The 13,727-nt window shown below is 62.5% G+C and carries 12 protein-coding genes and 1 pseudogene; 9 read left to right on the top strand and 4 right to left on the bottom strand.

Features of this window, described 5'->3' with window-relative positions; translation table 11 throughout:
* Entirely contained in the window at positions 1-1,251 is a 1,251-nt protein-coding gene (locus DES43_RS15335; RefSeq protein WP_035024996.1) for a sarcosine oxidase subunit beta family protein, read from the bottom strand.
* A 91-nt stretch (positions 1,252-1,342) separates the two neighbouring features.
* Positions 1,343-2,299 carry a GlxA family transcriptional regulator gene (locus DES43_RS15330; protein WP_035025097.1) on the bottom strand — a complete coding sequence of 319 codons (957 nt, stop codon included), beginning with the start codon at positions 2,297-2,299 and terminating at the stop codon, positions 1,343-1,345.
* 337 nt (positions 2,300-2,636) lie between these two features.
* Between DES43_RS15330 and DES43_RS15325 the strand changes: the two genes are divergently transcribed.
* The 7 genes from DES43_RS15325 to DES43_RS15295 all read left to right on the top strand — a co-directional run bounded on the left by DES43_RS15325 (position 2,637) and on the right by DES43_RS15295 (position 9,942).
* The gene (locus DES43_RS15325) at positions 2,637-4,175 is read left to right on the top strand and encodes an ABC transporter substrate-binding protein (RefSeq protein WP_051520465.1); all 1,539 of its coding nucleotides are present in this window, start codon (positions 2,637-2,639) and stop codon (positions 4,173-4,175) included.
* Between the two features lie 94 nt (positions 4,176-4,269).
* Complete coding sequence (locus DES43_RS15320) at positions 4,270-5,355, top strand: dipeptidase (RefSeq protein WP_051520466.1); 1,086 nt, start codon at positions 4,270-4,272, stop codon at positions 5,353-5,355.
* The gene (locus DES43_RS15315) at positions 5,352-5,981 is read left to right on the top strand and encodes a cysteine dioxygenase family protein (protein WP_133675778.1); all 630 of its coding nucleotides are present in this window, start codon (positions 5,352-5,354) and stop codon (positions 5,979-5,981) included. Before DES43_RS15320 ends, DES43_RS15315 begins: the two co-directional genes overlap by 4 nt.
* Positions 5,982-6,004: 23 nt before the next feature.
* On the top strand, positions 6,005-6,979 hold the full coding sequence (locus DES43_RS15310; protein WP_035024997.1) for an ABC transporter permease: 975 nt from the start codon (positions 6,005-6,007) through the stop codon (positions 6,977-6,979).
* A 1-nt stretch (position 6,980) separates the two neighbouring features.
* Entirely contained in the window at positions 6,981-7,892 is a 912-nt protein-coding gene (locus tag DES43_RS15305) for an ABC transporter permease (RefSeq protein WP_035024998.1), read from the top strand.
* Between the two features lie 2 nt (positions 7,893-7,894).
* Positions 7,895-8,911: an ABC transporter ATP-binding protein gene (locus DES43_RS15300; protein WP_051520468.1), complete on the top strand. Its 1,017-nt coding sequence runs from the start codon at positions 7,895-7,897 to the stop codon at positions 8,909-8,911.
* Positions 8,908-9,942, top strand: coding sequence for an ABC transporter ATP-binding protein (locus DES43_RS15295; RefSeq protein WP_051520469.1), 1,035 nt, complete (start codon positions 8,908-8,910; stop codon positions 9,940-9,942). Before DES43_RS15300 ends, DES43_RS15295 begins: the two co-directional genes overlap by 4 nt.
* A 142-nt stretch (positions 9,943-10,084) precedes the next feature.
* Here DES43_RS15295 and DES43_RS15290 read toward each other — a convergent pair whose 3' ends face one another.
* Together DES43_RS15290 and DES43_RS15285 are read right to left on the bottom strand one after the other, a co-directional pair.
* A complete protein-coding gene (locus DES43_RS15290; RefSeq protein WP_063608076.1) occupies positions 10,085-10,591 on the bottom strand; it encodes an IS5/IS1182 family transposase in 507 nt (168 codons plus the stop codon).
* Positions 10,592-10,691: 100 nt separating this feature from the next.
* The gene (locus DES43_RS15285; protein ID WP_051611522.1) at positions 10,692-11,900 is read right to left on the bottom strand and encodes an AMP-binding protein; all 1,209 of its coding nucleotides are present in this window, start codon (positions 11,898-11,900) and stop codon (positions 10,692-10,694) included.
* On the opposite strand from DES43_RS15285, the pseudogene DES43_RS15280 reads away from it, so the two are divergent.
* A pseudogene (locus DES43_RS15280) lies at positions 11,884-13,130 on the top strand (aldehyde dehydrogenase family protein). The gene DES43_RS15285 and the pseudogene DES43_RS15280 sit on opposite strands and share 17 nt — an antisense overlap.
* 165 nt (positions 13,131-13,295) lie before the next feature.
* On the top strand, positions 13,296-13,598 hold the full coding sequence (locus DES43_RS15275; protein ID WP_084496433.1) for a recombinase family protein: 303 nt from the start codon (positions 13,296-13,298) through the stop codon (positions 13,596-13,598).
* Positions 13,599-13,727: the final 129 nt, after the last annotated feature.

The raw sequence follows: 13,727 nt of genomic DNA, 5'->3' as shown, positions 1-13,727 counted from the left end.
TCAGTGAAGGTTGGGCTGCGCCCCGGCACCTTTTTCGTCGATGACGTGACCGCTGGCGAAGCGGTCCAGGCGAAAGGGGGCGTTCAGCTCGTGTGGCTGGTTGCGGGCGATGGTCCATGCGAAGCACCAGCCCGAGGCCGGCGTTGCCTTGAAGCCGCCATAGCACCAGCCGGCGTTGAGGTAGATGCCCTCGACGGGCGTAAGGCCGATGATGGGGCTGCCGTCCATCGACATGTCCATCAGCCCGCCCCATTGGCGAAGCACGCGCAGGCGTCCAAGGCCGGGCATGAGCGCCATTGCCGATTCCATGACAGCCTCGACGGTCGGCAGATTGCCGCGTTGCGCATAGGAGTTGTAGCCGTCGATATCGCCGCCAAAGACCAGGCCGCCCCGATTGGACTGACTGATATAGAAATGTCCGGCGCCGAAGGTCACGACCATGTCGACCAGCGGTTTCACGCTCTCGGTCACGAAAGCCTGCATGACATGGCTCTCGATGGGCAGGCGCAGTCCGGCCATCGTGGCCACCTGCGAAGAGTTCCCGGCGCAGCAGAGCGCGACTTTTCCTGCCCGTATGAAACCGCGGTTCGTTTCGACGCCGGCCACCCTTCCCCGCTCGATGCGGATGCCGGTCACCTCGCAGTTCTGGATGATGTCGACGCCGCGCCGGTCGGCACCGCGCGCATACCCCCAGGCGACCGCATCGTGCCGGACCGTTCCGCCCCGCGGCTGCAACAGTCCGCCGCGGATCGGGAAGCGGGCATTGTCGAAATCGAGATAAGGCAGGAGCCTTCTGACTTCGGCCTCGTCCAGCAAGCCGGCGTCGATATCGTTCAGCCGCATCGCGTTGCCGCGCCGCGCGAATGCGTCGCGCTGGCCGTCGGAATGGAACAGGTTCAGCACGCCGCGCTGGCTGACCATGACGTTGTAGTTGAGGTCCTGCTCAAGACCTTCCCACAGTTTCAGCGACCATTCATAAAATCGCGCATTGGCCGGATGAAGGTAGTTCGATCGGATGATCGTCGTGTTGCGGCCGACATTGCCGGAACCGATATAGGACTTCTCCAGAACCGCGATATTGGAGATGCCGTGCTCTTTCGCCAGATAATAGGCCGTAGCCAGGCCATGGCCGCCGCCGCCGACGATTACGACGTCATATTGCGGCCTGGGTTCGGCATCGCGCCAGGCCCGCGTCCAGCCTTTCTGACCACGAAGCCCTTGGGAAAGAACCGAAATGATGGAGTAGCGCACCGTTTCAACCTGCAGCCGGATATCGGTTTCGGATGTAGACTATGCTGAAATGGTGCCAGTGCGGATTGACCGCAAACGACGCTCGTATGACTTAAAGCGTCGCGGTCGAGGATCTGTCGCGTGTGCGCTCCTGCGTCGGAGGATGGCCGAAATGGCTGCGGTAGGCGCGGGAGAAGTGGCTAGCACTGGTGAAACCGCAAGACAGAGCCACCTCAAGCACCGACATCGTCGTCTGCTGCAAAAGATTGCGCGAGCGCTCCAGCCGCAATTTCAGGTAGTAGCTGGCGAGAGTGGTGTTGGCATGCGACTGGAACAGGCGCTCCAGTTGCCGGACCGAAAGACCCGCCATCCTTGCCAGTTCACGGCGCGAGGCCGGCTCCTCCAGCCGCTGCTCCATCGTGGAGATTACCTTGAGCAGTTTCCCATGCCTGATCCCTGTCCGCTGCACGATGTCCATACGCTGTGGGGCATCGCCGGGCCTGACGCTGGTGTGGAGAAACCAGTCTGACATGGTGGCCGCAAGATGCGGATCGTGCCACGTCTTCATCAGGTAGTGCAGAAGATCGAGCGGTGAGATGCCGCCCGAACATGTAAAACGATCGCGATCCACCTCGAAAAGCTTGCCGGTAATGTCGAGATCGGAAAATTCTTCGACGATGCCGGCGATATGATCCCAGTGGATCGTGCAACGGTAGCCGTCGAGCAGGCCCGCGCGCGCCAGCACATAGGCTCCCCCGGAAATCCCTCCCAGCACAACCCCCTGCCGCGCCAGGGTCCGCAGCCAGGCGAAGGTGGGCGCATGGTGAAAGTTCTCAACACCCGAGCCGGCGCAGACCATGACGACGTCCAGATCGTATGTTTCCCCGACCCGGAATTCGGGAACGATGGTGACGCCGTTGGACGCCTTGATGGGCTGGCCGTCCGGCGTCAGGTGAACCCAGGTGAACAATTCTTGCCGCGCGACGATATTGGCCGCCCGCAACGGCTCGATCGCTGCGGCGTAAGGCAGCAATGCGAACGACGGAACAAGCAGGTACCCGACGCGCATTGCGAGCCCCCGATGTTCGCCCGCCCATGAAAGATTGTGGTGGGGGCTGGTTGCGCGGCGTTCCTGTGCTTGCATCAATACGGTCGCCTATCGTCATGGAAGCGTCGCATAAAGACAAGCACATGGTCACCCATTTGTCACGCTCAGAATGGGAGAACGGTTACCCGCCCCGCGCCGGGGAAGCAGGCCCCATGGGGCTGGAAACCTCGGGGTGCAGCACTGCAAGAATGCCAGATAAGAACTCCCCTGGAAGGTTGGCCGGGTGTGGCCGCAACCAGAGTGGTGAACTGGAGGAACAATGAAAAAATTCTATCTTTCTGCTTGCACCAGTGTGTTGATGCTTTTTACTGCCGCGTCGGCAGGGGCTGCCGAACTGCGTGTCGCCTACAAGGCGGATCCGGCATCGCTGGATAGCAGCGCCAACTGGGATGCCAACACGATCCGCTTCGTGCTGAATTTCTATGATCCGCTGCTGGACTATGACGGCAAGGACTTCATTCCTGTCCTGGCCGAAAGCTGGGAGCAGGTCGAGCCGACCAGATGGCGATTCCAGTTGAGGAAAGGCGTCAAGTTCCATGACGGCCGCGATTTCGGCGCTGAAGACGCCATGTTCTCCATCATGCGGGCGACCGTACCGAGTTCACGCGCAAAGAGCGTGGTTCGCGGAGTGACGGGCGTCGAGAAGATCGACGATCATACATTTGACGTCATCACGGATATTCCGCGTCCCTTCCTGATCAACATGTTCGACAGGCTGCCGATGCTGTCAAAGTCCTGGGCGGAGGAAAACAACGCCCTGGCGCCGGCCGATGTTGGCAAGGAACAGTCCAACGCCGCGCTGGTGGAGGAGAACGGCACCGGGCCTTTCATTCTGGAGCGCCGCGATCCGGGTCGCCAGACCACCGCCGTGCGCAACCCGGACTATTGGAATGCAGCCAATGTGAAGAGCAATATCGATCGCGTCACATTGGTGCCGATCTCTTCGGATGCCTCGCGCGTCGCCGCGCTGTTGTCGGGTGAGGTCGATCTGATCGTTCCCGCGCCAATGCAGGACGTCGCGCGGCTTGAAGCCGGCAGCGACACCACTGTGTGGAAGGGCCAGGAAGCGCGCGGCGTGTTCCTTGGCTTCGACGCCACGAGCGACAATCTCGGCAAGGACGTCAGCAGAGGCCCCAACCCCTTCAAGGATGTAAGGGTGCGCACGGCCGTTTATCAGGCCATCGATGCCGATGCGATCAATCGTGTGGTGATGCGAGGCAACGGTTCGGTCGCGAACATGATCGTGCCGCCCGGCGTCATCGGCTATGACCCGAACCGCCCACGCCTGCCCTACGACCTGGCGAAGGCCAGGGAACTGCTCGCCGAAGCCGGCTATCCGGATGGGTTCAAGGCGCCGATGGAATGCTCGAACGACCGTGACATCGGCGATGCGGCAACCTGCGAGGCGGTGGCCGCCATGCTGGCCCGCGCCGGTATTCAGATCGACCTGCAATCGCGGCCGTCCACCCAGTTCCTGAGCGCGCTGCTTGGCGGCGGTGCCAGCTTCTACCGCTTCAGCTGGGGCAATAATGGATGGGCGGCATCCAACACGATGAGCGACCTGGCAGGGTGCAAACCCGAAGGCCAGCGCGGATTTGCGATCAGCGGTTATTGCAATCCCGAACTTGACGAGCTCGTGAAGCAGATCAACTCGGAGTCGGATGTTGTCGTCCGCGACGAGCTGACGAAGAAGGCATGGGATATTCTGGATGCCGAGCGGCTTTTCGTCCCGCTGCACTATCCGCCCATCTTCTTTGCCTCGACAAAGGCCGTCGGCGATGTCGAGGTGAATTCCGACGGCTCGCTTCGCTGGGCCGGTGTTCGCAAGGCCGATTGAGAACGGGCTTCGGAGCGCCCGCGCAAAGGGCGCTCCTGCTCATGAGGCATGGCGTGAACAGGCTGCCCTCGAGACAAACTGAAAAGGACAAGGAATGATGTCGGTTAGCGAACTTGCCAGGAAATGGGGCGTATCCGAGAAAGCAGCCAGGCTCCACAGCGAATCCTTTGTGTGGGAGTGCTGCATCTCGTGGATTTCCATGGAGATCATGCATTCCGACCGGCAGAAGAAGAAAGAGTGCCTTCCGCGCTACCTGGCATCAGGCGCCAATTATGTGAGCCTGACCGCAGCGGGCGACAGTGGCGGCCTGGTCTCCACCGCAGTCCATTATCTGGCCGGTGAGCGGCGCTTCATCAAGGAGACAATGGCTGATACATGCATCCTCGTGGAGCGCTTCGAGGACATCGAGCGTGCGCGCAAGGAAGGCAAGCTCGCAGTTGGCTTCCATTTCCAGGGCTGCAATCCCATGCATGGCGGCTTGCGCGAAGAGCCGGGCGATCTCAACCTCGTGCAGTTCTATTACGATCTTGGGGTGAAGCAGGCGCTTCTGGCCCATAACCGCCGCAACATTTCCGCCGATGGATGCCATGAGGACGGCGACGCCGGGCTCAGCACCTTCGGCCAGAAGCTGGTGAAGGAGATGTCGCGCGTCGGCATGATGCTGGATTGCACGCATACGGGCGAGCGCTCGACCATGGAAGCGATGGAGATCTATGGCCAGCCCGTGATCTTTTCTCACTCGAATCCGAAGCGCATGTTCAACCATCCACGCAACATCACCGATGCGCAGATCAAAGCCTGTGCGGAGACCGGCGGCGTCATAGGCGTTTGCGGCTGGGGGCCGATCGTCAATGCAAGCAACGACGCTTCCCCTGAAGAGGTGATGAAACACATCGACTATATGGTGCAGCTCGTCGGCCCGGAGCACGTCGGCATTGGTCTGGATTATGTATATCAGCCGGAGCTGACGACCCAGCGCATGCAACGCCAGCCGGAGTATTACGCACCGACGAAGAACATGGGCAGTTACGGCTACGATGTCGCGCTCATGGACTTCATGCCGCCGGAAGACCTGCCGATGTTGACCGAACTGATGCTGAAGAAAGGCTATTCCGACGACGCCATCCGAGGCATTCTGGGCGGCAACTTTCTGCGTGTTGCAAAACAGGTATGGAAATGAGCCACACACTTTCCCCCGCCCTGTCTTGCGGCGACCAGGCATTCCGCGATTTCGCGGCGGCTTGCCAGGCAGCTGTCGATGCCGATGGCGACGTTCAGGGCGAAATCGCCCGGCTGACGGGCGATTTCGCGGCAAGCTGGCGAATGCCCGACCTGCGCTACATGCAGTTGCAGCCGGATGCGGACTATGCTTCATACCTGCTCTATCTTTCTCCCGCCTCCGATCTCTCCATCGTGCTCGACATTTTCATGGCCGGGCAGGCGGCGGTGACGCACAATCATCTGAGCTGGGGTGTCTTCACCTGCCTTGAGGGGACGGAACTGGAGCGCTATTACGACGCGCCTGCCGATCTGTCGTCGGCACCCGTGGAAAAGGGCAGCAGGTTACGCCCGCCGGGGATCGTGACGCTTGCCGCTCCCGAGATCAACGCCTTCCATCAGGTCGAATGTGCCGAAGGCGACAGATCGGTCAGTCTGCATCTCTACGGCTCCGATATCGGCCGGATCGAGCGGCATCAATGGGATGGGACGGAAGGCCGCTATCGCAGCTTCGTCGGCGGCTATTCGAACGACGTGCTCGGACTGCCGGTCTATCTTTCCACTGCGGATGTGGCCGCGCGTCCCTGACGAGCAGCAAAGGACCGCCGACCATGTTGGGCATGTTGCTGAGGCGTATGGTTGAATCGCTGATCGTCCTGTTTGCGGTTGCCTTTATCGCCTTTTCTCTTTTCAGTTTCATAGGCGATCCGGTCAACAACATGCTCGGACAGGAAGCGACGGAAGCCGAGCGGCTCGATATGCGCGAGCGGCTGGGCCTCAACGATTCCGTCATCGTTCAGTTCACCCGCTTCATCGGACGGGCGGTCCAGGGCGAGTTCGGTGTGTCGTACCGACAGTCGCGGCCGGTGATCGACCTGATCGCAGAGAGCCTCCCGGCCACACTGGAACTCAGCTTCTTCGCGATGGTGCTGGCAGTCGGGCTTGGTATTCCGATTGGCATCCAGACGGCGATCAACCGCGACAGCCTGGTTTCAAAGGCGCTGATGACGGGGTCGCTCATCGGAATCTCGCTGCCGACCTTCCTTGCCGGCATCCTGCTGATCATGATTTTTTCCGTGAAGCTGGGCTGGCTTCCTTCTTTCGGTCGCGGGCAGGTGGTGCAGCTGGGATGGTGGGGAACCGGCCTTCGGACATGGTCCGGCATCAAGGCGCTCATCCTGCCCACGATCACGCTGGCCATCTTCCAGATGACCCTCATCGTGCGTCTGGTGCGCTCGGAGATGCTGGAGGTTTTGCAGGCCGATTTCATCAAGTTCGCCCGTGCCCGGGGCCTGAGGGAAAGGCTGGTTCAATTCGGCTACGCCCTGCCCAACACGCTGGTGCCTGTCATCACCATCGTTGGCCTGCAACTCGGTTCGGTCATCGCTTTCGCGATCGTTACCGAAACCGTGTTCCAGTGGCCTGGCATGGGTCTTTTGTTCATTCAGTCCGTCACCTTCGCCGACGTGCCGGTGATGGCTGCCTATCTGATCCTGATCGCGCTGATCTTCGTGGTCATCAACCTGCTTGTGGACATGCTATATTATGTGATCGATCCCCGGTTGCGCAGCATGGGGGGTCTCTGACATGTCGATATTGAGACGCTTCGCAAATTCCGACCTCGGATACAGCTTCCTTCACTCGAGGGTAGTGGTTGCCGCCGCGATTGTTGTGGCCGTTGTCGTGGTCGCCGCCGTCGGCGCGGACGCGCTTGCCCCGCACAACCCATTTGATCTGGCTTCGCTGGAACTGTTCGATGCATTGACGCCGCCGGCGTGGGAAGCCGGCGGCCAGTGGATCTATCCCCTTGGCACAGACGATCAGGGGCGTGACGTGCTTTCCGCCATCATGTACGGGACGCGGGTCTCGCTGATGGTGGGATTCGCCTCGGTTGCGCTTTCCATGGCGATCGGAATTCCGCTCGGCATGATCAGCGGCTATTTTGGCGGCATGCTCGATTCCGTCATCATGCGGTTTGCCGAGATCCAGCTGACATTCCCTGCGATCCTGATAGCTCTGCTGATCGACGGTATTGTGCGCACGGCCCTGCCCCGTGACATTCACAGCGACATTGCGGTGTTCGTGCTGATCGCGGCAATCGGCTTCTCCAACTGGGTCCAGTACGCACGCACCGTACGCGGCATGACGCTGGTCGAGAGGAGCAAGGAATATGTGCAGGCCGCACAGGTAACCGGCGTGCATCCGCTGCTGATCATGCTGCGGCACATATTGCCGAACGTCGCCAGCCCGGTTCTGGTCATCGCCACGATCGGCCTGGCTCTTGCGATCGTCACGGAAGCCACGCTGTCCTTCCTCGGCGTCGGGGTCCCGCCAACCCAGCCGTCGCTCGGCACGCTGATCAGGATCGGCAACGATTTCCTGTTCAGCGGCGAGTGGTGGATCGCAACATTCCCAAGTGTGACCCTCGTGGCTCTCGTCATCTCCGTGAACCTGCTCGGCGATTGGCTGCGCGACGTCCTCAATCCGAGGCTGAACTGATGATGCAAGAGGCGGCAGCCCACAAAACTGCGTCCGAGGCAGCGCCCTTGCTCGATGTACGGGACATGACAGTCCAGTTTTTCAGCAGGCATGGCACTTTGACCGCCCTTGACAACGTTTCCTTCGCCATCCGTCCTGGCGAGGTGCTCGGCATCGTAGGGGAATCCGGTGCAGGAAAGTCGCTGACGGGCGCTTCCATCGTGGGCCTGCTTCCCGATTCCGGCCGCGTGACGGCTGGCGAGATCAGACTCGGCGAACAGCGTATCGACAATCTGGACCGGACCCGGATGCGGCGCATACGCGGCCGCGAGATCGGGCTCATTTTCCAGGATCCGCAGACCAGCCTGAACCCGCTGCTGACCGTCGGCAAGCAACTGGTCCAGACCATCACATCCCATCTCGACATGAGCGCCGCGGCTGCCCGCCAGCGCGGCATCGAACTGCTGCGCGATGTGGGCATACCGGCGCCTGAGCGGCGCATAGACAGCTATCCGCATCAATTTTCCGGCGGCATGCGCCAGCGGGTGGTGATTGCGCTGGCGCTGTGCGCCGACCCCAGGCTGGTGATCGCCGACGAGCCCACCACTGCACTGGACGTCTCCATTCAGGCACAGGTGCTGGCCCTGTTGCAGGACCTCGTGCGCAAGCGCGGCCTGGCCATCATGCTGATCACGCACGATATGGGGGTTATCGCAGAAGTCGCCGACCGTATCGCCGTGATGTATGCCGGCCGCATCGTCGAGATCGGCCCGGTTCGGCAGGTCATCGACTCCCCGTCCCATCCCTATACGGCGGGTCTCATGAGCGCCATTCCGAAGCTGGGCGACAGGGCGCGCCGCCTTGTGCAGATCGACGGCAACATGCCGCGGCTCGACGCCGTACCGTCCGGATGCGCCTTCAATCCGCGCTGTCCACGCGTGATGGACATATGCCGGGTTGAACGCCCGCAACTGCGCCCGGCGCGAGCAGGCCATGCGGCATGTCATCTCTATCCGGCCTTGCCGCAGGCAGAAACATGATGGTGGCCCAAACCCAGCGGCCGGACCGGGCCGCCTCCACTCCTCAACTGGTGGTGAAGGACCTGCGAAAGCAGTTCGATCTCACCAGATCCGTTGCCGGGCGACTGCTGGGCCACCAACAGTATCTGAAAGCCATAGACGGTCTCGATATAGAGATCGCTCGGGGGACGACATTCAGTCTTGTTGGCGAATCGGGCTGCGGCAAATCGACGGTCGCGCGATGTATCGTGGGCATCTACAAGCCGACCTCGGGGCAGGTTCTTTTCGACGGTGTCGACATCGCCCAGATGCGCGGCCGCAAGGTCATGCTGCCTGTACGACGCCGGATGCAGATGATCTTCCAGGATCCCTATGCGAGTCTGAATCCGCGCTGGCGGGTGTCGCAGATCATCGCCGAGCCGATCCGCACCCATGGTCTCCTGCCCGATCGTCAGGCGGTGCAGAAGCGGGTCGATGAATTGCTCGTCCAGGTCGGCCTCGCTCCCGGCGACGGCCGTAAATATCCGCACGAGTTCTCGGGAGGCCAACGGCAACGGATATCGATCGCAAGGGCGCTGGCCAGCAGCCCGGACCTCATAGTGTGCGACGAGCCGACCTCGGCCCTGGACGTTTCGGTGCAGGCGCAGATCCTCAATTTGCTGCGTGACCTGCAAGAGGAGCTGGGTCTCACCTATCTGCTGATCAGCCACAACCTGGCGGTGGTGGCCCACATGTCAACCAGGCTGGGTGTCATGTATCTCGGCCGGCTGGTGGAAACCGGCGACTCGCAATTGCTGTTCGGGCAACCTCTGCATCCCTACACCCGTATGCTGCTTTCGGCGGTGCCCGATGTGGGAGGCGCAGCGGTGAAGCGGGTTGCGATCGCAGGCGACGTGCCGAACCCGATCAGTCCTCCGTCGGGCTGTTCATTCCACCCCCGCTGCCCTTTCGTGCAGGACAAATGCCGCATGGTGCCGCCGGTGCCGTCAATGGTGCAAGGGCGACTTGTCGCATGCCACGTATTGGCGGAGCATGGCGAGCTTCCGGCCTGAGCTGGCTCGCGCTACGGGATAGGGGATGTGACGACAAAGCGGGCGCCACTCCCGGCCGGCGTTCCCCGGCGTAGGCTTGCGCCAAGAAAATTGCGCAATCTTGCACAGCAGCGGAGCTCCAATCCCAGGCTGCATTGACGATTTAACTGTCGAGCCAGATTGTTAGGTTGTGTGGACGGATTTGACCAATATGGATCCTGCTGCGAGAGCAAACGATGGACGCGAAATTTCGTTTCGTTTTCTCGCAGCGTAGCGCGACCCGCTTGAAGCGCTTGAGCTTGCCGGCGGTCTGTTCGATGCGGGCGCGACCCTTGTAGCCGGCCTTCACAAGGAAGCGGGCGCTGTCCTTCTTGTAGGCCTTCTGTGGAATGACCGGGATGATGGTGCGTGACCGCGCCGCCTGCCGGTTGGCCTTGCTGGCGTAGCCCTTGACGGCGGCGGCCGCCCTCGGATCGGCGCCGAGGCCAAGATTGAGCAGGATCGGGAAGGGCGGTGCGTCCCCCTTTTCGCCTCCGGTCAGGTCGAAGACGATCGGATGACCGTCAAAGTCCGTCTTCAGGTGGATTTTGGTTGAGAAGCCACCGCGCGACCGACCGGGCGCCTGCCCCTTCTGCCCCCTTTGGCGCCGGCTGCCCAGACATGGGCACACACGATGGTGCTGTCGAACATCTGCACCGGATGCGCCGACGACGACAGCCCGGCGAGGTGATCGAAGCAGACCTCGAACACGCCTGACTTGCTCAGCCGCTCTAAAAGTGTTCGGGTATCAGCAGTTGGGGGTTGGTGTCATCATAGAGTGCGGCGACCAGATTTTTGCGGGCCGGATCGTCGGGATCGACGAAACTGACCCGATCCCCGGTGACAAACCAGCCCTCGGCATCGAAGGCCTCGGCGGTCAGTGCGGGGTTGCGGAAATAGCCCGGCGAGACATTCGGGCCGCGGGCGCGCAGCTCGTAGCCGCCGACAACCGGCAGCAGCAGCACCTCGGACCCCGGGATCGGCAGGCCGATCAGGCCGGGGCGCTGTTTGTACCAGTGCAGCGCGGTGTGCATCGGGGCCAGTTCCGTCATGCCGTAGCAGGAAATCATTGGCAGCCGGACCCCGCGCACCTGCTGCCCCCAACCCGCCAGCGCATCCCACACCGGCCCCGGCATCGCGGCGGCGGAATAGGCCAGACAGTCGAGGTCGGCAAAGAACGCCGCACGCAAGGCCGGATCGCGCTCCAGATGGAAAGCCAGCATCGCATAGCCCTGCGGCACGTTGAAATGGATCGTCGGCGAGACCGATTTCAGCGCGTGCAGCGTCGGCGCGAAGGCCTCTTCCGTGGTAGGCTTTCCGCTGTTGATATAATAGCTGCCGCCATTCAGCAGCGCAGCATGGTAGTTGGAATTCGCCCCCCCCCCACAATGATGCCAGGGCTGCCAGTCCACCACCACGGGCGGGCGTTCGGCCAGAAAGGCCAGCAACTGCCGCTGCGCCACCGCATCCGAGCACATCATTCGGTGAGTGACGATCGCGGCTTTCGGCCCGCCGGTCGAGCCGGAAGTGAACAATATCTTGGCCGGTGCGTCGGGATCGACAGCGGCAAAGGCCGCATCGACCCGCGCCGGCTCGGGGTCCTCCAGCAGGGTCTCGAACGGCGTGGCATCACGCCCCGTCGCCTGGCCGCGGACCGCCACCACCTCGACCCCGGCGGGCACCAGGGTCAGGGCATCGCCGAACTCCGCGGCGCACTCGACCATGACCGGCCCGGGCATCAACACGTCCAGACAGGCGCTCAGCTGGTGCCGGGCCTCCGGAAGGCGCGAATAGGTCGGCGAGAGCGGCGCCACCGGAGTGCCCACCTGCATCGCCGCGAGCGTCAGCAGCGCATGGTCGCCCTCAACCTTTTGCGGCTTGTCGAAAGCCAGGTCGCCCCTCTGGCGCATTAGCTGCCGGGAGATGATGGAGACTATCATGACCAAGCACTATCCCGACCTCATGCTGTATATTGGCGGCGCCTGGCGCAAGACTCCCGACACGCTGCCGGTGCTCAACCCCGCCGATGAAACCGTTATCGGCGCGGTGCCGGTCGCTACGCGCGCCGATCTCGACGAGGCGCTCGACGCCGCCGCAAAGGGTTTCAGCGTGTGGCGCCGGGTTTCGCCGGCGAAGCGCCGAGGTGATCCTCAAGGCCGCCCGGCTCATGCGCGAACGCATCGACGAGATCGCCCATGACATCACGTGGAGCACGGCAAGCCGCTGGCGCAGGCGCGTCTTGAAGTTATCAGAGGCTGCGAGTTTTTCGAATGGGATGCGGCCGAGGGCCAGCGTACCTATGGCCGCGTCATTCCGAGCGAGCCGGGATTCAAATACGTCGTGCATCATGAGCCGATCGGCACGGTCGCAGCCTTCTCGCCCTGGAATTTCCCGATGAGCCAGCCGTCGCGCAGGATCGCCGGCGCGCTCGCGGCGGGATGCTCGATCATCATGAAGGCGGCGGAGGAAACGCCGGCCAGCGCCTTCCACATCGCGCGCGCCTTCCATGATGCGGGCCTACCGGCCGGCGTCTCAATCTGGTCTTCGGCGTGCCGGCGGATATTTCGGGCTATCTCATTCCGCACAGCCAGGTCCGGATGGTGGCATTCACCGGTTCGACAGCGGTCGGCAAGCATTTGACCGGGCTTGCGGCGCGGCACATGAAGCCGGTGCTGATGGAACTCGGCGGGCATGCGCCGGTCATCGTCTGCGACGACGTCGATCCCGTTGCCGCAGCCATCACCTCGGCGGTGCGCAAGGCGCGTAATGCCGGGCAGGTCTGCACCTCGCCGACACGCTTCTTCGTGCAGGAGCGTGTCTATGAAGCCTTCACCAGGGCGTTCGCCGGAAAGGCCGGGGCCATCGCGGTCGGCAACGGGCTGGATGCAGCAACCCAGATGGGGCCGCTGGCCAACCATCGCCGCATCGAGGCGATGGAGACGCTGGTGGCCGACGCCCGCGCCAGGGGCGCCCGCGTGCTGGCCGGCGGTGAACGGCTCGGCAATCGCGGCTATTTCTTCCCGGTCACGGTGATGGTCGATCTGCCGGACGATGCCCGCGCCATGCGCGAGGAACCGTTCGGCGGCGTCAAGGAAAGCGGCTACGGCCGCGAAGGATTGGCTCACTACACCGTCATCAAGAACGTGTCGCACCGCATGACGATCGCCTGATGCGGCGACGTTCCGGCCGAGGCGGCCGATGCCCGGCAAGGTATCGGCCTTCGCGACAGGGACTGTTCCCGCAGGCGCGCTTAGGCCCGTTCTGCGAACAGTCGTCTTGTATGAAGTTTCGCAACCGCCTCGCGCTTTACCACGGCCGGCGTCTCGTGACGGACCATGCGGATGCTTCAGGGTCCTCGTCACAGGCGCGGAGGCCGCCGCCGTCTTCCGCCAGAGCGGTGGATGCGAGGCAGGGTGGAGAGGGGCACGGCAGGCGGTGGGCTCTGCTATGGCTGCAAGGTTCTCAAAAAGCTGGATGCAAACGGCGAGCCTATCCGGGGCGATCGGGAGGTCATTCCCGAGGAAGCCGAAGTCGTTCGCCGCATCTTTCGGGAGTTTGCATCGGGCAAGAGTCCCGAGGCCACTGCCGCCGACCTGAACACGGAGAGCATTCCTGGTCCGCTCGGGCGTGCATGGTGACAAATTTACACCGTCAAAGCCCAGGATCAGACATCTTATGTGTCTCAGTCCTGCTAGATTAGCCCCATCGCGGCTCCCGGCCAGGAGCTGCGATGGGTGGGCTACAGCGTTTAACATCTTGTGGCCTGA

This window comes from Aquamicrobium defluvii (assembly GCF_004363725.1).
Classification (GTDB): Bacteria; Pseudomonadota; Alphaproteobacteria; order Rhizobiales; family Rhizobiaceae; genus Mesorhizobium; species Mesorhizobium defluvii.
The sequence above is the reverse complement of the archived record's forward strand: the minus strand, read 5'-3'. Positions and strand labels throughout refer to the sequence as shown.